Annotated in this window: 20 protein-coding genes and 1 pseudogene; 11 read left to right on the top strand and 10 right to left on the bottom strand. The window is 70.0% G+C overall.

The window, feature by feature from the left end:
- Window positions 1–15 precede the first annotated feature (15 nt).
- The 3 genes and pseudogenes from A8713_RS15665 (at window position 16) to A8713_RS15675 (ending at window position 3,105) form a co-directional block, all read left to right on the top strand.
- Window positions 16–1,098, top strand: coding sequence for an inositol-3-phosphate synthase (locus tag A8713_RS15665; RefSeq protein WP_026252267.1), 1,083 nt, complete (start codon window positions 16–18; stop codon window positions 1,096–1,098).
- A gap of 108 nt (window positions 1,099–1,206) precedes the next feature.
- A pseudogene (locus A8713_RS15670) lies at window positions 1,207–2,468 on the top strand (MFS transporter).
- 127 nt (window positions 2,469–2,595) lie between these two features.
- Window positions 2,596–3,105: an LppU/SCO3897 family protein gene (locus tag A8713_RS15675; protein ID WP_173860854.1), complete on the top strand. Its 510-nt coding sequence runs from the start codon at window positions 2,596–2,598 to the stop codon at window positions 3,103–3,105.
- 113 nt (window positions 3,106–3,218) lie between these two features.
- On the opposite strand, the gene A8713_RS15680 is transcribed toward A8713_RS15675, so the two are convergent.
- A complete protein-coding gene (locus tag A8713_RS15680) occupies window positions 3,219–4,664 on the bottom strand; it encodes a CCA tRNA nucleotidyltransferase (RefSeq protein WP_064534050.1) in 1,446 nt (481 codons plus the stop codon).
- A gap of 258 nt (window positions 4,665–4,922) precedes the next feature.
- Here A8713_RS15680 and A8713_RS15685 point away from each other — a divergent pair, with 258 nt between their 5' ends.
- From A8713_RS15685 to trxA, 7 genes are all read left to right on the top strand, one after another.
- Window positions 4,923–7,445, top strand: coding sequence for a DUF6049 family protein (locus A8713_RS15685; RefSeq protein WP_064534051.1), 2,523 nt, complete (start codon window positions 4,923–4,925; stop codon window positions 7,443–7,445).
- Window positions 7,446–7,490: 45 nt separating this feature from the next.
- Window positions 7,491–9,950, top strand: a complete 2,460-nt coding sequence (murJ, locus tag A8713_RS15690; RefSeq protein ID WP_064534053.1) for a murein biosynthesis integral membrane protein MurJ — start codon at window positions 7,491–7,493, stop codon at window positions 9,948–9,950.
- 116 nt (window positions 9,951–10,066) lie between these two features.
- Window positions 10,067–11,794, top strand: a complete 1,728-nt coding sequence (locus A8713_RS15695) for a protein kinase family protein (RefSeq protein WP_064534055.1) — start codon at window positions 10,067–10,069, stop codon at window positions 11,792–11,794.
- Between the two features lie 25 nt (window positions 11,795–11,819).
- Window positions 11,820–12,551 carry an RNA polymerase sigma factor SigM gene (gene sigM, locus A8713_RS15700; RefSeq protein ID WP_064534057.1) on the top strand — a complete coding sequence of 244 codons (732 nt, stop codon included), beginning with the start codon at window positions 11,820–11,822 and terminating at the stop codon, window positions 12,549–12,551.
- Window positions 12,548–13,516 carry an anti-sigma factor family protein gene (locus tag A8713_RS15705; RefSeq protein WP_064534058.1) on the top strand — a complete coding sequence of 323 codons (969 nt, stop codon included), beginning with the start codon at window positions 12,548–12,550 and terminating at the stop codon, window positions 13,514–13,516. Before sigM ends, A8713_RS15705 begins: the two co-directional genes overlap by 4 nt.
- Window positions 13,517–13,698: 182 nt before the next feature.
- A complete protein-coding gene (trxB, locus tag A8713_RS15710; protein WP_064534060.1) occupies window positions 13,699–14,670 on the top strand; it encodes a thioredoxin-disulfide reductase in 972 nt (323 codons plus the stop codon).
- 51 nt (window positions 14,671–14,721) lie between these two features.
- Window positions 14,722–15,051: a thioredoxin gene (trxA, locus tag A8713_RS15715; protein ID WP_018566222.1), complete on the top strand. Its 330-nt coding sequence runs from the start codon at window positions 14,722–14,724 to the stop codon at window positions 15,049–15,051.
- 104 nt (window positions 15,052–15,155) lie between these two features.
- On the opposite strand, the gene A8713_RS15720 is transcribed toward trxA, so the two are convergent.
- The 9 genes from A8713_RS15720 to rpmH all read right to left on the bottom strand — a co-directional run bounded on the left by A8713_RS15720 (window position 15,156) and on the right by rpmH (window position 21,894).
- A complete protein-coding gene (locus tag A8713_RS15720; protein WP_064534062.1) occupies window positions 15,156–15,773 on the bottom strand; it encodes a GNAT family N-acetyltransferase in 618 nt (205 codons plus the stop codon).
- Window positions 15,774–15,988: 215 nt separating this feature from the next.
- A complete protein-coding gene (locus A8713_RS15725; protein WP_064534064.1) occupies window positions 15,989–17,023 on the bottom strand; it encodes a ParB/RepB/Spo0J family partition protein in 1,035 nt (344 codons plus the stop codon).
- The gene (locus tag A8713_RS15730; RefSeq protein WP_078510029.1) at window positions 17,020–18,093 is read right to left on the bottom strand and encodes a ParA family protein; all 1,074 of its coding nucleotides are present in this window, start codon (window positions 18,091–18,093) and stop codon (window positions 17,020–17,022) included. Before A8713_RS15730 ends, A8713_RS15725 begins: the two co-directional genes overlap by 4 nt.
- A gap of 253 nt (window positions 18,094–18,346) precedes the next feature.
- Window positions 18,347–19,063 carry a 16S rRNA (guanine(527)-N(7))-methyltransferase RsmG gene (gene rsmG, locus A8713_RS15735; protein ID WP_064534067.1) on the bottom strand — a complete coding sequence of 239 codons (717 nt, stop codon included), beginning with the start codon at window positions 19,061–19,063 and terminating at the stop codon, window positions 18,347–18,349.
- A 117-nt stretch (window positions 19,064–19,180) separates the two neighbouring features.
- Complete coding sequence (locus tag A8713_RS15740) at window positions 19,181–19,693, bottom strand: Jag family protein (protein WP_064534069.1); 513 nt, start codon at window positions 19,691–19,693, stop codon at window positions 19,181–19,183.
- Window positions 19,694–19,708: 15 nt separating this feature from the next.
- On the bottom strand, window positions 19,709–21,010 hold the full coding sequence (yidC, locus tag A8713_RS15745; RefSeq protein ID WP_064534071.1) for a membrane protein insertase YidC: 1,302 nt from the start codon (window positions 21,008–21,010) through the stop codon (window positions 19,709–19,711).
- A gap of 3 nt (window positions 21,011–21,013) precedes the next feature.
- Window positions 21,014–21,367 carry a membrane protein insertion efficiency factor YidD gene (gene yidD / locus A8713_RS15750; RefSeq protein WP_018566215.1) on the bottom strand — a complete coding sequence of 118 codons (354 nt, stop codon included), beginning with the start codon at window positions 21,365–21,367 and terminating at the stop codon, window positions 21,014–21,016.
- Window positions 21,364–21,735: a ribonuclease P protein component gene (rnpA, locus tag A8713_RS32280; RefSeq protein ID WP_078510028.1), complete on the bottom strand. Its 372-nt coding sequence runs from the start codon at window positions 21,733–21,735 to the stop codon at window positions 21,364–21,366. Before rnpA ends, yidD begins: the two co-directional genes overlap by 4 nt.
- 21 nt (window positions 21,736–21,756) lie before the next feature.
- Window positions 21,757–21,894 (bottom strand): 50S ribosomal protein L34, encoded by a 138-nt coding sequence (gene rpmH / locus A8713_RS32285; RefSeq protein WP_003956500.1) that lies wholly within the window; start codon window positions 21,892–21,894, stop codon window positions 21,757–21,759.
- A 368-nt stretch (window positions 21,895–22,262) separates the two neighbouring features.
- Between rpmH and dnaA the strand changes: the two genes are divergently transcribed.
- Window positions 22,263–24,458 (top strand): chromosomal replication initiator protein DnaA, encoded by a 2,196-nt coding sequence (dnaA, locus tag A8713_RS15755; RefSeq protein ID WP_079158982.1) that lies wholly within the window; start codon window positions 22,263–22,265, stop codon window positions 24,456–24,458.
- Window positions 24,459–25,152 lie beyond the last annotated feature (694 nt).

Below are 25,152 nucleotides of genomic sequence, written 5' to 3' on the forward strand. Positions count from 1 at the left end.
CAGGGAGCAACCGGAATGGGTTCGGTTCGCGTAGCCATCGTCGGTGTGGGCAACTGCGCCGCATCGCTGGTGCAGGGCGTCGAGTACTACAAGGACGCCGACCCGGCGGCCAAGGTCCCGGGCCTCATGCACGTGCAGTTCGGCGACTACCACGTGCGTGACGTCGAGTTCGTGGCCGCCTTCGACGTAGACGCGAAGAAGGTCGGTCTGGACCTCTCGGACGCCATCGGCGCCTCCGAGAACAACACCATCAAGATCTGCGACGTGCCCTCCGCCGGTGTGACGGTGCAGCGCGGCCACACCCTCGACGGCCTCGGCAAGTACTACCGCCAGACCATCGAGGAGTCCGCCGAGGCTCCGGTCGACGTCGTCCAGGTCCTCAAGGACAAGCAGGTCGACGTCCTCGTCTGCTACCTGCCGGTCGGCTCCGAGGACGCGGCGAAGTTCTACGCCCAGTGCGCCATCGACGCCAAGGTCGCCTTCGTCAACGCCCTCCCGGTCTTCATCGCCGGCACCAAGGAGTGGGCGGACAAGTTCACCGAGGCGGGCGTCCCGATCGTCGGTGACGACATCAAGTCGCAGGTCGGCGCCACCATCACGCACCGTGTCATGGCGAAGCTGTTCGAGGACCGGGGCGTCGTCCTGGACCGCACGATGCAGCTGAACGTCGGCGGCAACATGGACTTCAAGAACATGCTCGAGCGCGAGCGCCTGGAGTCCAAGAAGATCTCCAAGACGCAGGCCGTCACCTCGCAGATCCCCGACCGGGACCTCGGCGAGAAGAACGTCCACATCGGCCCGTCCGACTACGTGGCCTGGCTGGACGACCGCAAGTGGGCCTACGTCCGCCTCGAGGGCCGTGCCTTCGGTGACGTCCCGCTGAACCTGGAGTACAAGCTCGAGGTCTGGGACTCCCCGAACTCCGCGGGTGTCATCATCGACGCCCTGCGCGCCGCGAAGATCGCCAAGGACCGCGGCGTCGGCGGCCCGATCCTGTCGGCGTCCTCGTACTTCATGAAGTCCCCGCCGGTCCAGTACTTCGACGACGAGGCCCGCGAGAACGTCGAGAAGTTCATCCGCGGCGACGTCGAGCGCTGACGTCACGCTGAACGCTCCTGCCAGGGCTGGGAGGGTCCCCGAGGCGATCGCCCCGGGGACCCTCCCGTCTGTGCCCCGGGGGCCCTCGCGTATGTGAGGCTGTGCCCCATGGCCGTCGTCCGTGACCTGCGCGTCCTGCTGCGCCAGCGGGGCTTCCGACGGCTGCTCACCATACGGTTGCTCTCCCAGGGCGCCGACGGCGTCTATCAGGTCGCGCTCGCCGCCTACGTCGTCTTCTCCCCCGAGCACCAGGCCTCGGCCGGCGCCGTCGCCTCGGCGATGGCGGTGCTGCTGCTGCCCTACTCCCTGGTCGGTCCGTTCGCCGGTGTGCTGCTGGACCGCTGGCGGCGCCGTCAGGTCTTCCTCTACGGCAATCTGGCCCGCGCGGTGCTGGCCGCCGCCACCGCCGTGCTGATGGCGGCGGGCGCCGCCGACTGGCTCTTCTACGCCTCCGCCCTGTGCGTCACCGCCGTCAACCGCTTCGTCCTGTCGGGCCTGTCCGCCGCGCTGCCGCGGGTGGTGGACGCCGAGCGGCTGGTCGTCGCCAACTCCCTGTCGCCGACCGCGGGCTCCCTCGCGGCCTTCGGGGCGGCGGCCTCGCCTTCGCCCTGCGCCTGGCCGGGGCCGACTCGGATGCCGCCGTGGTGCTGCTGGGCGCCGTCCTCTATCTGGGCGCCGCCCTCACGTCGCTGCTGATGGCCCGGGACCTCCTCGGTCCCGACCGCGACCCGGCGCCGCCCCGGCTGGGTACCGCGCTGACCGGCACCGCGCGGGGCCTGCTGGCCGGTGTGCGGCACCTCGCCGCGCCGCCGCGCCGGGCGGCGGCGCGGGCTCTGGGCGCGATGGCGCTGATGCGGTTCTGCTACGGCGCGCTGACGGTCATGGTGCTGATGCTGTGCCGCTACGGCCTGTCCGCGCACACGGACGACGGGCTGCGGCTGCTCGGTCTCGCGCTGGGCGCGTCCGGGGCCGGGTTCTTCGCCGCGGCGCTGGTCACTCCCTGGGCCTCCGGGCGGCTCGGCCCCCTGCGCTGGATCGCCGTGTGCGCCGGTTCCGCCGCGGTGCTGGAACCCGCTCTCGGGCTGCTGTTCGCCACCGGTCCCCTGCTGGTCGCGGCCTTCGTGCTCGGGCTCGTCACCCAGGGAGCGAAAATCGCCACGGACACGGTCGTGCAGTCCTGCGTCGAGGACGGCTTCCGCGGCCGGATCTTTTCCGTTTACGACGTGCTGTTCAACGTCGCCTTCGTCGGCGCGGCGGCCGTCGCGGCGCTGATGCTGCCTCCGGACGGCCGCTCGTCGGTCCTGGTCATCACGATTGCCGTGATCTACGGAGCGGTTGCGGCGACTATGGCCCGGTTTGAACACCGCTGACTGTCACATCAAAGACACAGAGTCTCCTGGGAAGTACAGGGATGTCAGTGGGGGCCTGTAGCTTACGTGCGTCTTATTTCGACGCCGTGTTCGCGTCATCGTGTCTACGTTCCAGGGGGACCCCCAAGTGACTACTCCGCCGCCGCCCCAGGGCCAGAACCCGTACGCCCAGGCCCCCACCGCTCCCATGGGGCAGCAGCCCGGTCAGCCGGGAGTCCCGCAGCAGCCCTACCCGCCGCAGCAGCCGTACGCCCCCTTCCCGCAGCAGCAGGGCGCGCCGGTGCCGCCGCCCGCGCCGGCCGGCAAGCGTCTGGGCAAGAAGGCCATCCGCATCATCGGTGTGATCGTGGTCGCCGTCATCGTCGCGCTCCTGAAGTTCGGCGCGGGCTGGTTCCTGACCCGCGACGACGCGGAGACCACCTCGGTGGGCTCGTGCATGCACAACGACGGGTCGATGACCAAGGCCGACCTCAAGGAGGTCGACTGCTCGTCCGCCAACGCCCAGTACAAGGTGGTCGAGAAGTTCGACGGCTCCACCGACACGGAGAAGTGCAAGACCGTCACCGACGCGACGATCTCCTACGTCCAGTACGGCGGCGGCCACGACGTGGTGCTCTGCCTGAAGGAAGCCAAGTAACGCCCGGCTCAGCGGTACGACGAAGGGGCGGTGTTTCACGTGAAACACCGCCCCTTCGTCATGGCCGGGTGCCGCGGAGGTCATGTTTCACGTGAAACACGGCCTCCGCGCTGTCAGCTCTCCTGCTGGGCCCACCACTCCCGAAGGGCCGCCACAGCGGCATCGTGCTCCATCGGGCCGTGCTCCAGGCGCAGCTCCAGCATGTGCTTGTAGGCGCGGCCGACCGCGGGGCCGGGCGGGACGCCGAGGATCTCCATGATCTGGTTGCCGTCGAGGTCCGGGCGGATGGAGTCCAGCTCCTCCTTCTCCTGGAGCTGGGCGATGCGCTCCTCCAGACCGTCGTACGCGCGGGACAGCGCGAGCGCCTTGCGCTTGTTCCGGGTGGTGCAGTCGGACCGGGTCAGCTTGTGCAGGCGGTCGAGCAGCGGACCGGCGTCGCGGACATAGCGGCGGACCGCCGAATCCGTCCACTCGCCGGTGCCATAGCCGTGGAAGCGCAGATGCAGCTCGACCAGGTGCGAGACGTCCTTCACCAGCTCGTTGGAGTACTTCAGGGCGGTCATGCGCTTCTTGGTCATCTTCGCGCCGACCACCTCATGGTGGTGGAAGGAGACCCGGCCGTCCTTCTCGAAACGGCGCGTACGGGGCTTGCCGATGTCGTGCAGCAGGGCGGCCAGCCGGAGGGTGAGGTCGGGACCCGCCTCCTCCAGGTCGATCGCCTGCTCCAGAACGATCAGTGTGTGGTCGTAGACGTCCTTGTGCCGGTGGTGCTCGTCCCGCTCCAGCCGGAGGGCGGGCAGCTCGGGCAGCACCCGGTCGGCCAGCCCGGTGTCGACGAGCAGGGTCAGGCCCTTGCGCGGGTGGGTGGAGAGGATCAGCTTGTTCAGCTCGTCCCGTACCCGCTCGGCGGAGACGATCTCGATGCGCCCGGCCATCTCCTTCATCGCCGTGACGACCTCGGGGGCGACCTCGAAGTCGAGCTGCGCGGCGAAGCGCGCGGCCCGCATCATCCGCAGCGGGTCGTCCGAGAAGGACTCCTCCGGGGTGCCCGGGGCCCGCAGCACTCGCTCCGCCAGGTCCTCCAGACCGCCGTGCGGGTCGATGAACCTCTTCTCCGGCAGGGCGACGGCCATGGCGTTCACGGTGAAGTCCCGACGGACCAGGTCCTCCTCGATGGAGTCGCCGTACGCCACCTCGGGCTTGCGCGAGGTGCGGTCGTACGCCTCGGACCGGTAGGTCGTCACCTCGATCTGATAGCCGTCCTTCTGCGCACCGACCGTGCCGAAGGCGATCCCGACCTCCCACACGGCGTCCGCCCAGGGCCGCACGATCTTCAGTACGTCCTCGGGACGCGCGTCCGTCGTAAAGTCCAGGTCGTTGCCGAGCCGGCCGAGCAGCGCGTCGCGGACGGACCCGCCGACCAGGGCGAGCGAGAACCCGGCCTCCTGGAAACGGCGCGCGAGGTCGTCGGCGACAGGGGCCACCCGCAGCAGCTCGCTGACCGCGCGCTGCTGCACCTGGCTCAGGGCAGGGGGAGTGTCATCGTTGGCGTTCGGCACAACAGAAGAGGGTACGTGCCCAGGCGGCCCGGCCGTGTCGTTCCGGTGTGCGCGCGGGGACGGCCCCTTGCTTACCCGTTCAAGACCGTCCCATCGTGATGTAACGAACGGCATCCCCGGATACGCGGATATCCAGGGCGCGCCCCGGATTCCCGTCGATCTTGTGGCCGCCTCCGCGGCACTTCCGCTCCGCAGGTCTCGTTACCATGCGGGGACGCACATTCCGACGACCACTGACGACGAGGGACGGGCGAGCGCGTGGCCGAGGCGGCAGACTTCCTGGGGACCAGTCCCTCACCTGCCCGCCGCTGGCTGCGGCGAACCGGGGCCCTGCTCGCCGGGGCGCCACTGCTGACCGGTCTGCTCCAGCTCTCCGCCCCGGCCGCGCACGCCTCCGGCCAGGAAGCGCCCCGGGCCGCCGTCTCCGGGTCCCGTACCGTCGCGGTGTCCCTCGACTCCCTCAGCCCCAGCATCCCCTCCGCGGGAGACACGGTGACCGTGTCGGGCACGGTGACGAACAAGGGGAAGCAGCCGGTCACCGACGCGCACGTCGGGCTGCGGGTGGGCCCGCTCCTGGACACCCGCTCCGAGATCGACACCGTGGCGCAGCGCACCGACTTCGAGCCCGGCACCGACGGCCCGGAGATCGGCGGCACGTACACGCAGAAGTTCACCGCGCTCCAGCCCGGCGTCGCGCAGCACTTCAGCATCTCGGTCCCGGCCGCCAAGCTGGACCTCGGCGCCGACGGCGTCTATGAGTTCTCCGTCTCGCTGTCGGGGCAGACGCCCGTCCAGCGGTGGGACCAGGTCCTGGGCATCCAGCACACCTTCCTGCCGTGGCAGCCCTCCGCCGCGTCGGTGAAGACGAAGACGACCGCCCTGTGGCCCCTCGTCTCCACCGTCCACATGACGGCGGAGACCGGCCCCGGCACCGTGCAGACACCGGTCTTCCTCAACGACGACCTCGCCAAGGACCTCGCCCCGGGCGGCCGGCTGGAACGGATGCTCACCCTGGGCAAGGATCTCGACGTCACCTGGGTGATCGACCCGGACCTGCTGGCGTCCGTCGACGCCATGACCCGCAACTACCGCATCCGGACGGACCCCGGCGCGGACCCCGTCGCCGGCACCCACCAGGCGGTGGCCAAGCAGTGGCTCGCCGAGCTCCAGCAGGCGGTGGCGGGCAAGGAGGTCGTGGCGCTGCCGTTCGCGGATCCGGACCTCGCGGCGCTCGCCCACCGCGGCACCAGCGTCTCCGGCACCCTGAGCCTGCTCAAGGACGCCACGGACGTCGCCGCCAGCACGGTGGAGACGGTGCTCCACGTCAAACCGGCCACGGACTTCGCCTGGCCGGTGAACGGCGCCGTCGATCCGTCGATCATCCGGGTCGCCACCTCCGCCGGAGCCGACAAGGTCATCGCGCGCAGCGACAGCCTCGAAGAGTCCGACAGCATGACCTACACGCCGTCCGCGGCCCGGCCCATCGGCCAGGGCACCACCGCGGTCGTCGCGGACGCGCGCCTGTCGACCTCGTTCGAGGGCGATCTGTCGCAGGCCGGTGCCAGCACGCTCGCGGTGCAGCGGTTCCTCGCCCAGAGCCTCGAACTCAACGGTCAGACGAGCAAGCAGCGCAGCGTCGTCGTCGCCCCGCAGCGCATGCCCAGCACCAGCCAGGCCCAGGCCATGTACCAGGCCCTGCTCGCCCTCCAGCAGGGCACCTGGTCCCAGTCCCAGGACCTGGCCGGCGCGGCCAAGGCCGATCCGGACCCCAAGGCCACGACGAAGGTTCCGTCCGCGTCCCGCTACCCCTCGTCGCTGCGCAAGCGCGAGCTGCGGGGCCCGGCCTTCACGGAGATCGCCGACACCCAGGGCAAGGTCGACAACTTCGCGGTGGTGCTCACCGACGAGTCCCGGGTCGTCACGCCCTTCGGACGCGCGATGAACCGCGAGATGTCCACGTCCTGGCGCGGCCGCGACCGCGCGGCCGCGGGCTTCCGCGACGGGGTGAAGGCCTACCTCGACGACCTCTCCGAAGAGGTCAAACTGATCGACAAGTCGGAGACCAAGCTCTCCGGCCGCAGCGCGACGATCCCCGTCACGGTCCAGAACAACCTGGTGCAGGGCGTCGACCACCTGGTGCTGCGGCTCACCTCGTCCAACCCCACCCGGTTGAAGATCGGCGGCAAGGCGTACGCGGAGCAGCCGATCACGGTCTCCGGCGGGCACAGCCAGTCCGTGAAGTTCACCACGTCGGCCAACGCCAACGGGCCCGTGACGGTGATCGCCCAGCTGTACACGCAGGACGGCCAGGAGTACGGCGCGCCCGTCAGCTTCGACGTGAAGGTCACCGAGGTCACCGCCACCGTCATGCTGGTCATCGGCGGCGGTGTGCTGCTGCTCGTCCTTGCCGGTTTCCGCATGTACACCCAGCGCAAGCGGGCGGCGGCCGGGGAGGAGCCGCAGGACGGCGAGAACGCGCAGGCCACAGGGGACGCCGAGGGACCGGGCGACACCGGGGCGGACGGCGGCGACGGCCCCGGCCGCGGCGACGGTGGTTCCGGCGGCTCTCCCGCCCCCGACGGCTCCGCCGAGACCGGCCGGGAACCGGGTGACCGGGAGAACAGCGAACCGGAGAACCCCGCGGGCCCCGCGGAACGTCTCACGCAGGAGTCGGGCAGCCGGTCCCCCGCAGCAGACCGGGAGCAGGCGAGTGACCCGACACCGGACACCGCATCCGAAAGCGCCGACCCGTCCGGCACGGGTGAGAAAGTGGACCGTTGAGGATGTCGTGGCCCGGAGGGCCCGGGACGATGAGGTGGGGTAACCATGAACGCGCCGTACGACCCTGACCACGGCCGGGCCGTGGACGGCTCGGGCCACCCCGGTACCCCGCCGCCCGAGCACGGCCAGGTGCCGCAGCAGCCGCCCGCGGACATGTACCTCCAGGACGCCTACGCCGAGGACCCGTACCGGCAGCAGGACCTCACCGCCCAGGACCCGGTCGGCGAGGCGCTGTACGACCGCGCCGCGCACCCGCCACCACCGCCGGGCGCGTACGAGCCGCAGCAGCCGCTGTACGGCAGCCCACCACCATCCCCGTATCCGCCGGACCCACGGATCTGGGCCCAGACCCCGCCGCCCGAGCCGTCGGGCACCACCCAGTACCTGCCGTACGGCGAGGATCCCCGCACCACGCAGTTCGTGGGCGTCGACGACCTGGTCAGCCACTCCGCCGAGGAGCAGCACGAGCCGGACGCCTTCGCGCACCTCTTCCGCGACCAGCAGCAGGGCGGCTACCCCCAGGACCCCCGGCAGGCGGCCTACCAGAACCAGCAGGAGGCCGGGCCGTACGGCTACGACCCCCGCCAGGGCGGTTACCAGGCCCCCGGGCAGCCCGCCTACCAGGACCAGCAGGGCTACGGGTACCCGCCCGCGGACCAGCAGGGCTACCAGGCCGGCCGACAGGACTACCAGGTCCCGCAGGACATGGGCGGGTACCCGCCGCAGCCCGAGCCGACGTCCGTACCCGGCCCCGCGCCGGTCCCGGGCGCCGGTCAGGGCCCGATGGGTCCCTACGCCCCTGCTCCCGGCGCCACCCGGACCGTGGCCGAGGCACCTGCCCCCGCCCCCTCGGCCGCCCCGGCGGCGAAGAAGGGCGGCAAGGCGTCGGGGCTGCTCAAGTCCAGTGCCGTGATGGCGGCCGGCACGATGGTCTCCCGGCTCACGGGCTTCATCCGCTCCGCGATGATCGTCTCGGCGCTGGGCGTCGGCCTGCTCGGCGACACCTTCCAGATCGCCTACCAGCTGCCGACGATGATCTACGTCCTGACCGTCGGCGGCGGCCTCAACTCGGTCTTCGTACCGCAGCTCGTCCGGGCCATGAAGGACGACGACGACGGCGGCGAGGCCTACGCCAACCGGCTGCTGACGCTGGTCATGGTGGCGCTGGGAGCGCTCACCGTGCTCGCGGTGGTCGCGGCGCCGCTCCTGATCCGGGTGCTGTCCCCGTCGGTGGCGGGCGACCCGGCGGCCAACCAGGTCGGCATCACCTTCACCCGCTACTTCGTGCCCTCGATCTTCTTCATGGGCGTCCATGTGGTGATGGGGCAGGTCCTCAACGCGCGCGGGAAGTTCGGCGCGATGATGTGGACCCCGGTCCTGAACAACATCGTCATCATCGTGACGCTCGGCACGTTCATCTGGGTGTACGGCACCGCCGCCCACTCCGGCATGGGCGTGGCGAGCATCCCGCCGGAGGGCCAGCGGCTGCTCGGTGTGGGCATCCTGCTCGGTCTCATCGTCCAGGCGCTGGCGATGATCCCGTACCTGCGGGAGACCGGGTTCCGGCTGCGGCTGCGCTTCGACTGGCGGGGGCAGGGTCTCGGGAAGGCCGCGAGCCTCGCCAAGTGGACCATCCTCTTCGTCCTCGCCAACCAGGCCGGCGCGATCATCGTCACCCGGCTGTCGACCGCGGCGGGCAAGCAGTCCTCCGTCGACGGCGTCGGCTTCGCCGCCTACGCCAACGCCCAGCTGATCTGGGGTCTGCCGCAGGCCATCATCACCGTCTCCCTGATGGCCGCCCTGCTGCCGCGGATCTCCCGCTCGGCCCACGAGGACGACACCGGCGCCGTCCGCGACGACATCTCGCAGGGGCTGCGCACCACGGCCGTCGCCATCGTGCCGATCGCCTTCGGGTTCCTCGCGCTCGGCATTCCGATGTGCACCCTGATCTTCGGCTCCTCGGGCACCGGTGAGGCCACCAACATGGGATTCATGCTGATGGCCTTCGCCCTCGGCCTCATTCCCTACTCCGTGCAGTACGTCGTCCTGCGTGCCTTCTACGCCTACGAGGACACCCGGACGCCCTTCTACAACACGGTCATCGTGGCCGCGGTCAACGCGAGCGCCTCGGCCGTGTGCTACTTCGTGCTGCCGGCCCGCTGGGCCGTGATCGGCATGGCCGCCGCGTACGGCCTCGCCTACGCGATCGGTGTGGGGGTCGCCTGGAGCAGGCTGCGCAAGCGGCTCGGCGGCGACCTCGACGGCTCCCGCGTCCTGCGGACCTACGCCCGGCTGTGCATCGCCGCGGTGCCGGCGGCGCTGGTCAGCGGCGCGGCCTGCTACGAGATCAGCCACCTGCTGGGCCAGGGCGTCGTCGGTTCGTTCGCCGCGCTGCTGGCCGGCGGTCTGCTGCTGCTCGGCATCTTCTTCGTCGCGGCCCGGCGCATGCGGATCGAGGAGATGAACTCGCTCGTGGGCATGGTCCGCGGACGGCTGGGACGTTGAGGCGGGGGTAGGCGCACAACCATCGTCCGCCGCCGTGTGTCGTGCATAGCGCCGGACTGTGGGCACAATTGGTTTCGGCGTCGGACAGCGCGATGGATGGGGAGGCAGGAGCGACGGTGGCGGAACGGAGCACGGCTGCCGTCGACGTGGCAGACAACAGCGGTGACGAGCCGCTGACCGCCGAGGCGGACCAGTCCACGGCCGACGGGGTGGCCCAGAACCGGGAGCGGGACACGGACAACGACGAGGCGCAGGGGAGCGGCGGGACCGAGCGTCCCGGTCAGAAGGCCTCACCGCCCGAACTGCACAGCGGTCACAAACTGGCCAGACGCTACCGCCTGGAGGAGTGCGTCACCCGTCTGGACGGATTCAGCAGCTGGCGCGCGGTGGACGAGAAGCTCCGCAGGGCCGTCGGCGTGCACATCCTGCCCGCCGACCACTCCCGCGCCCGCTCGGTCCTGGCGGCGGCCCGTTCCTCGGCCCTGCTCGGGGACCCGCGCTTCGTCCAGGTCCTCGACGCCGTCGAGGAGAACGACCTCGTCTACGTCGTCCACGAGTGGCTTCCCGACGCCACCGAGCTGACCACCCTGCTGTCCACGGGCCCGCTGGAGCCGCACGACGCCTACCAGTTGGTCAGCCAGGTCGCCTCCGCCATGGCCGTCGCGCACCGCGAGGGCCTGGCCCATCTGCGTCTGAACCCGAACGCGGTGCTCCGCGCCTCCACCGGTCAGTGGCGCATCCGCGGCCTGGCCGTGAACGCCGCGCTCCGCGGGATCAGCTCCGAGACACCGCAGCGGGCCGACACCGAGGCGATCGGCGCGCTGCTGTACGCCGCGCTCACCCAGCGCTGGCCGTACGAGAACGACGCCTACGGGCTGTCCGGCCTGCCCAAGGCCGTCGGCCTCATCCCGCCGGACCAGGTCCGCGCCGGGGTCCACCGCGGTCTGTCCGAGCTGGCCATGCGCGCCCTGGTCAACGAGGGCGCCACCGCCTCGCGTCACGAGTCTCCGTGCACGACGCCGGAGGAGCTGGTGAAGGCGATCGGTGAGATGCCGCGGATCCGTCCGCCGGAGCCCGTCTTCACCGCACCGCCGGAGTACCAGGGCACGTCGTACCAGCAGGGCACGTACGGACGCCCGGCACCGCGCCCCGGCGTCACCCAGCCGGTGCCTGCCCCGCCGCCCCCGCTGCAGAGCCGGACCGGCAAGGCCCTGAAGTGGGCTGTCTCCGCCCTGCTCATCGCCGCGCTGGGGCTGGGCAGTTGGCAGCTCGCCGACGCCCTGATGGACCAGGGCGGCAAGTCAACCAAGGACAGCCAGACCCAGACGCAGGACGGCAGCGACAAGAAGGACAAGCAGCAGCCGAAGCCGCTCCGGCCCCTCCCCGTCCAGGGGGCGCAGGAGTTCATCGCCAAGGGGGACGCACAGCACCCAGGCGACGTCGGCAAGACGTACGACGGCAACCCGTCGACGTACTGGAAGACGAGCACCTTCATGGAGGGCCCGCCCCTCGCACCGTTCAAGCCCGGTGTGGGGATCGTCTACGACCTCGGCTCGGAACAGAACCTCAGTCAGGCGTCCGCCGGCCTCCTCTACAGCGGCGACCACACCACGGTCGAGCTGTACGCGGCGGACTCCCTGTCCCCCGGGTCGCTGGAGTCGATGCGGAAGATCGGCGACGCCACGACCAGCGGCGCCACCGTCACGATGAAGACCGCCAAGCCGGAGAAGACCCGGTACGTCCTCGTCTGGATCACCGCCATGCCCTACTCGGGTGCCGACGCGAACACGTACAGCACCGCCGGCTACAAGCAGGCGATCACCGAAGTGAAGTTCGCCGGCTGACGCCGCACCGAGGGGGAGAGGCCCGATGGCGGACGACAGCGCCTACCACGACGCGAGCGACCAGGACCTCCTGTCCCGCCATGTGGAGGGCGACCACGACGCCTTCGGTGAACTCGTGCGGCGTCACCGCGACCGGCTCTGGGCGGTCGCCCTGCGCACGCTCGGGGACCGCGAGGAGGCCGCTGACGCCGTGCAGGACGCGTTCGTCTCCGCCTACCGGGCTGCCCACACCTTCCGCGGGCAGTCGGCCGTCACCACATGGCTGCACCGGATCACGGTCAATGCCTGCCTCGACCGGGTCCGCAAGGCGGCCTCACGGAAGACCTCCCCGGTGGACGACACCGAGCGCCTGGAGCAGCTGCTTGAGCCGCACGAGTCGGCCTCCGCGCCTGCCGAACGGAACGACGTGCAGCGGCAGCTCATCGAGGCGCTGGGCACACTCCCGGCCGACCAGCGGGCCGCTCTGGTGCTCGTGGACATGCAGGGATATCCCGTCGCCGAGGCCGCCCGCGTCCTCGATGTTCCGGTGGGCACGGTGAAGAGCCGTTGCGCCCGGGGCAGAGCAAGGCTCCTCCCTCTGCTCACCCATCTCCGGCCGAACGGCTCCGGCGCCGAGGCCGGCGAGGCGCCGGGCCCGGGACGGAACCGGACGCAGGGGGCATCCGTCCCACCGGCGGCGGGTCCTCCGGGCCGGGAGACACGCAACGGCGAGCCAGGCGATTCAGCTGCGGTGAAGGGCGGAGGTGGGCGAGCGTGACTGCCACGACGGACACGGACGGGCACCCGGACGTCTCGGAGATCTCCGACTTCACCGAAGGACTGCTCGCGCCTTCCCGGGCCGAGGATCTGCGACGGCATCTGAGCACCTGCGCCGACTGCGCCGACGTCCGGACCTCGCTCGACGAGATCCGGGGCCTGCTCGGCACCCTCCCGGCACCGCACCAGATGCCGGGCGACATCGCGGACCGGATCGACGCCGCGCTCGCCGCGGAACCTCCCCTCGCCGCAATGCCTCCCCTCGCCACCCCTGAGGAGAAGACCTCCGGTGGCGACCACCATGTTTCACGTGAAACAAGCGGCGATGTTTCACGTGAAACATCACCCCCTCCCACGGCGGACCGTCCGATCGGCAACGTCCGGGCATCCCGCACCGGCCCCGGCCGTAAACCGCGCCCGCGCCGTGTGCGCCGCGGGATCGCCGTCCTGGGCGCCGCTCTCACCGTCACCGCACTCGGAGTCGTCACGGTCGTCCTGACCTCCCAGAGCGACGACCAGCACGCCGGCACGGCAGCTTCTGCCCCCTCAAGCACCTCCGCACAGACCTTCTCCGAGGGAACCCTCGCGCGTCAGGTCACCAGCCTGCTCGACGGGACACCGCGGACGCAGGGCACGACCCGCGCCCCGCACAGCTTCGGCACAGACGCCGGTCCGGACACCGGCGCCACCACGCGCACGAGCCCAGGCACCGAGCAGCCGAACATCCTCAAGGACGACCCGACCGCCGCGGTCCCCTCCTGCGTCCGCCAGGGCATCCACAGCTCCGGCGCCGCGCTCGCCGCGCAACCGGGCCTCTACGCCGACCAGGACGCCTATCTGGTGGTGCTGTCCGATCCCTCCGGCGTGAGCTCCCGGGTCACCGCCTATGTCGTGGACGCGTCCTGTGTGCACGATCCCGCCATCACGGCCCGGGTCCTGTTGTCACACACCTATACGCGCTCCTGAGCAGGGATTCCCGAAAGCACCCCGCCTCATTGCCGTGCTCCGTACTTCCGCCATGTCCGGGTGCCCCCGTGTGCCCGAGGACACCGGGAATGCACGCCCCTTAGGATCCGTTGGGTGGGGTGAGAGCACCGAGAGAAGCTCCACCGGCCGTAGGACACAGTCCAGAGACGAGGAAACAAGCCGTGAGCGACGTCCGCAACGTGATCATCATCGGCTCCGGGCCCGCCGGCTACACGGCGGCCCTCTACACCGCGCGCGCGTCGCTGAAGCCGCTGGTGTTCGAAGGCGCCGTCACCGCGGGTGGTGCGCTGATGAACACCACCGAGGTGGAGAACTTCCCCGGCTTCCGCGACGGCATCATGGGCCCGGACCTCATGGACAACATGCGGGGCCAGGCCGAGCGCTTCGGCGCCGAGCTGATCCCGGACGATGTCGTCTCCGTCGACCTCACGGGTGAGATCAAGACCGTCACGGACACCTCGGGCACCGTGCACCGGGCCAAGGCCGTCATCGTCACCACCGGCTCGCAGCACCGCAAGCTCGGTCTGCCCAACGAGGACGCCCTCTCCGGCCGGGGTGTGTCCTGGTGCGCGACCTGTGACGGGTTCTTCTTCAAGGACCAGGACATCGCCGTGATCGGCGGCGGCGACACGGCGATGGAGGAGGCCACCTTCCTCTCCCGGTTCGCCAAGTCCGTGACGATCGTCCACCGCCGGGACACGCTGCGCGCCTCCAAGGCGATGCAGGAGCGCGCCTTCGCCGACCCGAAGATCAAGTTCGTCTGGGACAGCGAGGTCGCCGAGGTCCAGGGCGAGCAGAAGCTGTCCGGCCTGAAGCTGCGCAACGTCAAGACCGGCGAACTCTCGGACCTCCCGGTGACGGGTCTGTTCATCGCGATCGGCCACGACCCGCGGACCGAGCTGTTCAAGGGCCAGCTCGACCTGGACGAAGAGGGCTACCTGAAGGTCGACGCGCCCTCCACGCGCACCAACCTCACCGGTGTGTTCGGTGCCGGTGACGTCGTCGACCACACCTACCGCCAGGCCATCACCGCCGCGGGCACCGGCTGCTCCGCCGCCCTGGACGCCGAGCGGTTCCTTGCTGCTCTCGCGGACAACGAGCAGCAGGCAGAGCCCGAGAAGACCACTGTCTGACCCCCTGACCGCCCCACCCCGCACGAACGCGAAGAAACTAAGGAGCCCGCCGTGGCCGGCACCCTGAAGCACGTGACCGACGCCTCCTTCGAGCAGGACGTCCTGAAGAGCGACAAGCCCGTACTGGTGGACTTCTGGGCCGCCTGGTGCGGTCCCTGCCGCCAGATCGCCCCGTCCCTCGAAGCCATTGCCGCCGAGTACGGCGAGAAGATCGAGATCGTCAAGCTCAACATCGACGAGAACCCGGACACGGCTGCCAAGTACGGCGTCATGTCGATCCCGACGCTGAACGTCTACCAGAACGGCGAGGTCGCCAAGACCATTGTCGGCGCGAAGCCGAAGGCCGCGATCGTCCGCGACCTTGAGGACTTCATCGCCTAGCTAGGACCTGACCTAGTGACCCGCGCCGCGACCGGCGGTGCATGTTTCACGTGAAACACGAAGGGGCCGGCCCGTCAGGGTCGGCCCCTTCGCATGCAACGGGTTCACAGCGGTCGCAGTGCCGGTTCCTTCTGTACCGCTCCCAGCAGCCGGTCAAGTGCCATCTCCACGTCTTCCTTCCAGGAGAGGGTCGAGCGCAGCTCCAGGCGGAGCCGGGGGTGAGCGGGGTGGTGCCGGACCGTCTTGAAGCCCACCGCCAGCAGATGATCCGCCGGCAGCACACAGGCGGGTTCCTTCCAGCGGGCGTCCCCGAATGCCTCGATGGCCTTGAAGCCGCGGCGCAGCAGATCCTTGGCGACGCTCTGCACCAGCACCCGCCCCAGCCCTTGTCCCTGGTAGCCGGGCAGTACGAAGCCGGTCATCAGCTGGACCGCGTCCGGTGAGACCGGGCTCGTCGGGAACGCTGTGGAGCGGGGCACATAGGCGGGCGGGGCGTAGAGCACGAATCCCACCGGCACATCGTCGACGTAGGCGACGCGACCGCACGATCCCCAGTCCAACAGGACGGCGGAGATCCAGGCTTCCTTCTCCACGGCGGGCCTGCCCGCTCTGACCGCGGCCTCGCCACTGACCGGGTCCAGCTCCCAGAAGACGCATGCGCGACAGCGCTGGGGAAGATCCTCAAGGTTGTCCAGAGTGAGCGGCAGGAGCCTACGGCCCATGAAGGCTGATCCTCGCTTCCTTCGCCCGCTGCGTCACGAGCGGCCGTCCCTCCGGGACGAGGCGTCAAATGGATGCGTCATACCTGATCGCATCGTATCCACGATGGGTTTCGGTGGACACCGAGGAGAAGCAAAGGCGGGCCGTGAACCGGTGATGTTCCGCCGGTTCACGGCCCGCCTGTGCGGAGCGTCTGTCCGCCCTGCCCGCCGAGGGGTCAGGAGTCCGTCTCGGTCTCCTCCGGACCGCCGTCCAGCAGGCCCTTCTGAAGCACGGGCCCCTCACCGGGAGCCAGCGAGCCGAGAATGCGCTCAAGGTCTTCCATCGAGGCGAACTCGACGGTGATCTTGCCCTTCTTCTGCCCCAGGTCGACCTTCACGCGGGTCTCGAAGCGGTCGGACAACCGGGTCGCGAGATCGGACAGGGCGGGAGACAGACGAGCTCCGGCACGCGGTCCCTTCGACCGCGGTGATGCCTGCGGCCGTGACCCCATGAGCGTCACGATCTCCTCCACGGCCCGCACCGAGAGGCCCTCGGCCACGATCCGGTGGGCGAGCCGGTCCTGCTCCTCCGAGTCCTCGACCGAGAGCAGCGCCCGCGCATGTCCGGCCGACAGCACTCCGGCGGCCACTCGGCGCTGCACCGCCGGCGAGAGCCGCAGCAGGCGCAGGGTGTTGGAGACCTGCGGACGGGAGCGGCCGATGCGGTCGGCCAGCTGGTCATGGGTGCAGTTGAAGTCCTTCAGCAGCTGGTCGTAGGCGGCGGCCTCCTCCAGCGGGTTCAACTGGGCCCGGTGCAGGTTCTCCAGCAGGGCGTCGAGCAGCAGCTTCTCGTCGTCCGTGGCTCGTACGATCGCCGGAATGGCTTCGAGCCCGGCCTCACGGCAGGCCCGCCAGCGCCGCTCGCCCATGATGAGCTCGTAGCGCTCGGGAGCGATCTGCCGTACGACGACCGGCTGGAGCAGGCCGACTTCCTTGATGGAGGTGACCAGCTCGGTCAGCGCCTCCTCGTCGAAGACCTCACGGGGCTGACGAGGGTTCGGTGTGATGAAATCCAGGGGGATCTCCGCGAAGTGGGCGCCCACCGGCGGGGGCGGCACCATGGCCACCTTGGCCGCGGCCACTCCCCGGTCGGACATCAGCACCGGGCCGGGGTGGCCCGCCGGACCCGGCAGCGGGGTCCTCTCCGTCGGAGCGGCAGGGATCAAGGCCCCCAGGCCCCGGCCCAGCCCAGGCCTCCGTCGCTCACTCACTGGATCCCCTCCACCATGCTCGGGTCGCTCTGTGCGCCGATGTGGGCATGCGTGGCGTCATAGCTGACCCCGACGCCCTTCAACGCGATTTCTCGTGCCGCCTCAAGGTAGGAGAGGGCACCGCTCGATCCTGGATCGTAGGTCAGCACCGTCTGCCCGTAGCTGGGTGCCTCGGAGATACGCACCGAGCGGGGAATGCTCGTCCGCAGCACCTCGTCGCCGAAGTGGCTGCGCACCTCGTCGGCGACCTGGGACGCCAGGCGGGTCCGGCCGTCGTACATGGTGAGCAGGATGGTCGACACATGCAGGGTGGGGTTCAGATGCCCCCGCACCAGATCGACGTTGCGCAGAAGCTGCCCCAGTCCCTCCAGCGCGTAGTACTCGCACTGGATCGGGATGAGGACCTCCTGGCCGGCTACCAGGGCGTTGACCGTCAGCAGACCGAGCGAGGGCGGGCAGTCGATGAGGATGTAGTCCAACGGCTGCTCATACGCCTGGATGGCCCGCTCCAGTCGGCTCTCCCGGGCCACCAGGGACACCAGCTCGATCTCCGCACCGGCGAGATCGATCGTGGCGGGGGCGCAGAAGAGACCCTCGACATCGGGAACGGGCTGGACGACCTCCGCCAGAGGCTTGCTCTCCACCAGCACGTCGTAGATCGACGGGACTTCGGCGTGGTGGTCGATCCCCAGCGCGGTGGAGGCATTGCCCTGCGGGTCGAGGTCGACCACCAGGACCCGGCTGCCGTGCAGAGCCAGCGAGGCAGCGAGGTTGACGGTCGTCGTCGTCTTGCCGACGCCGCCCTTCTGGTTGGCGACCACCATGACACGGGTCTGTTCGGGGCGGGGCAGGCCCTCGCCGGCCCGGCCTAGAGCCTCGACCGCCAGCTGGGCAGCACGACCGATGGGGGTGTCGTCCATCGGGGGCGGTGTTTCACGTGAAACATGCTCCCCGATCGACTCGGTACGGGGACCGGGGACCGGATCGGTCATCGGTCCCGCGATGTTGGCGTCGGACCGCAAGGATTCACTCTCCTCGACTTCAGGCTCGCGATGAACAGAGCCTCCCATGCCTTCGGGGTCGCGAACCAGTGAGGCCTGTCGTTCTGTGGAGAAATCCACCTCTGTGGACAACTCCGTTCCCTCTCTGGGTGAACCGAGAGGCTTGCGGTCGCGGGGATGGGCCGCAGCGCGGCCGCGGTTGATGATGCCGTGCAGCAGTGAGCGACGTTTCACGTGAAACACGATGACAACAATTCGCCCTTTTTGTGAGCGACACTCCGCCAGGCGCCTCCCAGCGGAGTCCGCCCGGCGGAGCAGAGACTCATCGCCTCCGGCGCACCCGGCCCGTCCGGGCCGCCTTCGCGCGCTTCGCGGCGAAGCGCACTCCGCCCGGACTCTCGCCGACCTCCACACGGACCACGGTGGACAGCGGATCCACGATCCCCTCACCCACATGCAGGATGGAGGTCTCCACCGCACCGAGTTTGCTCAGCGCGGTTCCGGCGCTCTTCAGCTCCTCCTCCGCCGTGTCCCCCTTGAGCGCCAGCATCTCGCCATAGGGGCGCAGCAGCGGGATGCCCCAGGTGGCCAGTCGGTCCAGCGGGGCGACTGCCCTGGCGGTCACCACATGGACCGGCGGAATCTTGCCCATGAGCTCCTCGGCGCGTCCCCGGACGACGGTGACATGGTCGAGTCCCAGGAGCTCGACGACCTCGGTGAGGAAGTTGGTGCGCCGCAGCAGCGGCTCCAGCAGCGTGATCTTGATGTCGTCCCGGACCAGGGCCAGGGGGATGCCCGGCAGGCCGGCGCCGGAGCCGACATCGCACACGGTCACCCCTTCGGGGACGACCTCGGAGAGCACCGCGCAGTTCAGCAGGTGCCGCTCCCACAGGCGGGGCACCTCCCGTGGGCCGATGAGCCCTCGCTGGACCCCTGCCTCGGCCAGCAGCTCGGCATACCGGACCGCATCCGCGAAGCGATCACCGAATACCTCACGTGCCTGCTCGGGCGCAGGGGGGAGCTCCGCTGCCTCCGTCACGGGAACCGTCCTTCCGTACCGCATCAGCGCGATCAGCGCCGACCATCAGAACTACCAGGCTGACAAAGTTCGGCCCCGTCTGCGCTACAGACGGGGCCGGTGGAACGCGGGGTCCGCTCAGGCGGGGAGCACGACGACGAAGCGCTGCGGCTCCTCGCCCTCGGACTCGCTGCTCAGGCCCGCGGCCTTGACGGCGTCGTGCACGACCTTGCGCTCGAACGGGCTCATCGGCTTGAGCTTCACGGGCTCGCCGGTGCTCCGGGCCTCGGCCGCGGCCTTGGCACCCAGCTCGGACAGCTCGGTCCGCTTCTGGGCGCGGTAGCCCGCGACGTCCAGCATCAGACGGCTGCGGTCACCGGTCTCCCGGTGCACGGCCAGCCGCGTCAGCTCCTGGAGCGCCTCCAGCACCTCGCCGTCCCGCCCGACCAGCTTCTGCAGGTCACGGGTGCCGGCGTCGCTGATGATCGAGACAGAGGCGCGGTCGGCCTCGACGTCCATGTCGATGTCGCCGTCGAGGTCGGCGATGTCCAGCAGACCCTCGAGGTAGTCCGCCGCGATCTCGCCCTCCTGCTCCAGGCGGGTCAGGGCGTCTGCGCCCTCGACAGCGGCGGAGGTGGTGCCTTCCGTCACGGGATGGGCTCCTTCTTACTTCTTGGACGGGGACTTGGGGCGCTGCGGGCCCTTGCGCTGGCCGGACTGGGCCTTGCTGCGGGTGCCGCCCGCCGACTTGGCGGCCGGCTTCTTGGCAGCGGCGGGAGGAGTGTCCTGCGGTGCGTCGGACTCGCTCTCCGTCTCGGCCTTGGTCAGCGACGGAGCCTGCTCGGACTCGCCGGTGCCGGCTGCCTTGGCACCACCCTGGCGCTGGGACTTGCTCTGCCGCTTGGGCTGCTGGCGCCGGGGAGTGGTGCCGGCCGTGGTGGTGACCGTGCCGTCCTCGGTCTCCACGACGGTGGCGGTGTCGCTCTTGATCACGGTGCCGTCGGCCTGGGCCGCCAGTCCGGCCTTGGTCAGGCCGTTGACGAACTTGCGCTCGAACTCGTTGCGGTCGCGGCCCTTGGCGACGATCGCCTTGACGATGGCCTTCTCGCCCCGGCTGCGGATCTTGCCGTGGTGCGTGACGTGCTTGTACAGGCGCTCCAGGTAGGCGGCCTGGGCCTTGGAACCCGGGGTCGGGTTGTTGTGGATCACGTACATCTGCTGGCCCATGGTCCACACGTTGGTGGTCAGCCAGTAGACGAGGACACCGACCGGGAAGCGGATGCCGAAGAAGGCGAACATGATGGGGAAGACGTACATCAGCATCTTCTGCTGCTGCATGAACGGCGTCTTCACCGTGGTGTCGACGTTCTTCGTCATCAGCTGGCGCTGCGTGTAGAACTGCGACGCCGACATCAGGACGATCATGATCGCGGTGACGACCCGGACGTCGGTCAGCGAGGCACCGAGCTTCTGCACCGTGTCGGCGCCGTCCAGGAACTTCGCGGCGAGCGGCGCGCCGAAGATGTGCGCCTGACGGGCGCTCTCCAGCAGCGAGTCGTTGATGACGCCGATCTTCTTGCCCGAGGCGATGCCGTTGAGCACGTGGTACAGGGCGAAGAAGAACGGGGACTGCGCCAGGATGGGAAGGCACGAGGAGAGCGGGTTGGTGCCCGCCTCCTTGTACAGCTTCATCATCTCTTCGGACTGGCGCTGCTTGTCGTTCTTGTAGCGCTCCTGGATCTTCTTCATCTCCGGCTGGAGCGTCTGCATCGCCCGTGTCGCCTTGATCTGCTTCACGAAGAGCGGGATCAGGCAGATACGGATGAGGATCACCAGGGACACGATGGACAGGCCCCAGGCCCAGCCGGTATCAGGTCCGAAGATCGCCCCGTACACCGTGTGGAACTGGACGATGACCCAGGAGACGGGCCAGGTGATGAAACTGAAGAAACTGGCAATCGTGTCCACTAATCATGCTCCTTGGGCATGGGACGAGGTCTTCGCGGCCGGGCTCGGCGGGAGGTCCCCGTCGGTGGCCGGTTCGGCGGCGGAGGGCCCGCCCTTGCGCGCACGCCAGGCGGCACGCAGCGATTCGTGCCACCGCGGGCGTTTGCGCGGAGGAACGTGGTCCACACCGCCCAGCGACCACGGGTTGCAGCGCAGGATGCGCCAGGCGGTGAGTGCCGTTCCCTTGACGGCGCCGTGCCGGTCGATGGCCGTGTAGCCATAGTGGGAGCACGACGGGTAGTACTTGCAGACCGGCCCGAGCAGTGGACTGATCGTCCACTGGTACAGCTTGATCAGGGCCAGCAGCGGGTACTTCATCGCGTGCCCCCTCCCAGCAGTCGTTGAAGGGCGGCATCCAGGTCGCGGGCCAGTTGTGCGTGATCGGCGTCGCCCGCACCGGGTAGCGCTCGTACGACTACCAGGCTACCGGGGGGCAACTGGTCGACCCGGTCGCGCATCAGATGGCGAAGCCTTCGCTTCACCGTGTTGCGTACGACCGCGCCGCCCACTGCCTTGCTCACGACGAAACCCGCACGCGTCGGGGGAGCGCTCTCCCCAGGCGCGTGCGGGTCCGTTGCACCGCTACGAAGATGGACGACGAGGAGTGGGCGGCCGGCCCGGCGTCCTCGTCGTACCGCGGTCGCGAAGTCCTCGCGCCGCCTCAGCCGGTTCTCGGTGGGCAGCACGACGGCATGACCTGACCGGGATCAGGCGGACAGACGGGCGCGACCCTTGCTACGGCGGGACGCGAGAATCGCGCGGCCGGCACGGGTGCGCATACGCAGCCGGAAGCCGTGGGTCTTCGCGCGACGACGGTTGTTCGGCTGGAAGGTGCGCTTGCTCACTCGGGGGCTCCAGAAAGAATCGGTAGTGGCGGGGTGCCGTCCTGGCTGTCACCGTGCGCCCACGATCAGCTCGTAGTCACGCGCGTGTGTACCGCTTGACCGATCACCTTGACGCGATCTGTGCCCTTCGGAGGCAGGCGGCAGCAGCCATCGACAACTCGACCTGGTTACGGTACGCGCGGCTAGGCCATCCGGTCAAACCGCGCAGTGCCGGGACACACTTGTCCACAGCCTGGGGACAACAACTTGAACGGTACCCGCCGCGCTGACTACCGTGGGCGGACTCCCCTTCGTTCCCTTGTCCCCCGTTTACATCCCGACCCGTCCCGAACCACACGTTCGTGGGACCCCGTGAGAGAGCGTGCCCTGTGGCTGACGTACCTGCCGATCTTGCCGCAGTGTGGCCACGCGTACTGGAGCAGCTCCTCGGCGAGGGCCGGGGGCAGGGCCTGGAGACCAAGGACGGACGCTGGATCCGCCGCTGCCAGCCGCTCGCGCTGGTCGCGGACACCGCGCTGCTCGCCGTGCCGAACGAATTCGCGAAGAACGTCCTGGAGGGCCGTCTGGCCCCGGTCGTCAGCGAGAGCCTGAGCCGCGAGTGCGGCCGGCCGATCCGCATCGCGATCACCGTCGACAGCTCCATCGGCGAGTCCCAGCCCCCCGCACCATCGGCCCAGCCCTCCCCGGCGGCTCCCCCGTCCTCGAAGCAGCGCTACGACGAGTACGGGGAGTACGAGGAGCAGGAACTCCCCACCGGCCAGGGCGGATACGAGGGATACGGCCGGCACCGGGCCGAGCCCCACCGCCCGGACCGCTCGGACCGGGCGGACCGCCCCGATCACTCCGAGCGGCGCGACCAGCACGACCACCCCGACCACCCCGGGCGGCACGACCGGCGCGAGCGGCAGGACCGCCCCGGCCGCGGCGACGAGCGCCCCGGCGGCTCCGGCAAGAGCGGCGCGAGCGGCGATCCGCTGCCCCCGCGCCCCGGCCCGGCCGACGGCGCTGACCAGCTGCCGACCGCCCGCCCCGCCTATCCCGCGGAGTACGGCGACTACCAGCGCCCCACGCCCGGGTCCTGGCCGCGCCCCGCCCAGGACGACTACGGCTGGCAGCAGCAGCGGCTCGGCTTCCCGGAGCGGGACCCGTACGCGTCGCCCGCCCAGGAGCCGTACGGCTCACGCGACCAGTACGGACCGCAGGAGAGCTACGGCGCGCCGGAGGGGTACGGCGGCGCCAAGGACGCGTACAGCGGCGGGCACGAGCCCTATCCGCCGTCCCAGGAGTACTCCCCGTCCCAGGACTACCGCCCACGTCCGGTGGAGCGCCCCGCGTACGACCCCTCGCGCTCCGACTACGACTCCGCCCGGTCCGAGTACGACCAGCGCGACCCGGTCCGCCGGGAGCTGCCCGAGCCGCCGCCGGGCGGCGGGCCCGCGCACCGCGGCGGTCCGGCGGTCCCGTCCCCGTCCGGCGGCGGCTCAGGCCATGCGGCCGGGCACTCGGGGCAGGGCCACGGACCGGGCGAGCCGACCGCGCGGCTCAACCCGAAGTACCTCTTCGACACGTTCGTCATCGGCGCGTCCAACCGGTTCGCGCACGCCGCCGCCGTGGCCGTCGCCGAGGCACCCGCCAAGGCGTACAACCCGCTGTTCATCTACGGCGAGTCGGGTCTCGGCAAGACGCACCTGCTGCACGCGATCGGGCACTACGCGCGCAGCCTCTACCCGGGCACGCGCGTGCGGTACGTCAGCTCGGAGGAGTTCACCAACGAGTTCATCAACTCCATCCGCGACGGCAAGGGCGACAGCTTCCGCAAGCGCTACCGCGAGATGGACATCCTCCTCGTCGACGACATCCAGTTCCTGGCGGACAAGGAGTCGACGCAGGAGGAGTTCTTCCACACCTTCAACACGCTGCACAACGCCAACAAGCAGATCGTGCTGTCCTCGGACCGGCCGCCCAAGCAGCTGGTCACCCTGGAGGACCGGCTGCGCAACCGCTTCGAGTGGGGCCTGATCACCGACGTCCAGCCGCCCGAGCTGGAGACGCGCATCGCGATCCTGCGCAAGAAGGCGGTGCAGGAACAGCTCAACGCCCCGCCGGAGGTGCTGGAGTTCATCGCCTCCCGCATCTCGCGCAACATCCGCGAGCTGGAGGGAGCGCTGATCCGGGTCACGGCGTTCGCCTCGCTCAACCGGCAGCCGGTGGACCTGGGGCTGACGGAGATCGTCCTCAAGGACCTCATCCCCGGCGGCGAGGACAGCGCGCCCGAGATCACGGCGCCGGCCATCATGGCGGCCACGGCCGACTACTTCGGCCTCACGGTCGAGGACCTGTGCGGTACCTCGCGCGGCCGGGCGCTGGTCACGGCACGCCAGATCGCCATGTACCTGTGCCGTGAGCTGACCGACCTGTCGCTGCCGAAGATCGGCGCGCAGTTCGGCGGCCGCGACCACACGACCGTCATGCACGCCGACCGCAAGATCCGCGCGCTGATGGCCGAGCGGCGCTCCATCTACAACCAGGTCACCGAGCTGACCAACCGCATCAAGAACGGCTGACCACCCGCCGTACGACGGCGCAGGGCAGCACGAGCTGGCACGAAGGGCGCCCCCGCGGAACGCATCCGCGGGGGCGCCCTTCGCAGTGCCCAGGAGGCCCGGCACCGGCGCGAAGGCCTTCTGAGGCCCGGCGCGAGGCCGCCCGCGGCCCGGCACGGACCGGCCTCGAACCGCCGGGGCCCGCCCTCGGACCTCCCGCGGACCGCCCTCGGGCAGCCCTCGCGCCGGGCGGCCCGGACGCGATCGGCGCCCGGCCGCACCTCGCCCACCAGTCCCCGCTGTTCGATTACCTGCCGGGTTACGGCCGCCCTCCACAGATTGGGCGACTTTCTTCCGTCCACATGCTGGGGACTGGGAAGTTGTCCCGAACGGCGTCCACAGGCAGGCTGAGGATCGAGCGTCCGCCCAGCTCAGCCCCCTGTGGAATCGTGGACGAAGGATCTCCACAGCCTGTGGACAAAGCGGAGATCCACAGGCTGTGCACGAAGTTGTCCACGGACAACCCACAGGCTGTGGCTGGTTGTCCCCAATGATCGGCCGCTTCTCCACATGGTTGTCCACTGTTCGGCAACGCGACGCCCCCGGTCACCGTGTCGAGTGAAAGCCGTCACACCAAGGTGCCGGATTGGGGTGTGGGAAACGTGGGTAAACCTGGGGACGCAGCTGGGGAGAACTGCCCTCGATCTGTGGGTTA

It is taken from the genome of Streptomyces sp. SAT1 (assembly GCF_001654495.1).
Taxonomy (GTDB): domain Bacteria; phylum Actinomycetota; class Actinomycetes; order Streptomycetales; family Streptomycetaceae; genus Streptomyces; species Streptomyces andamanensis.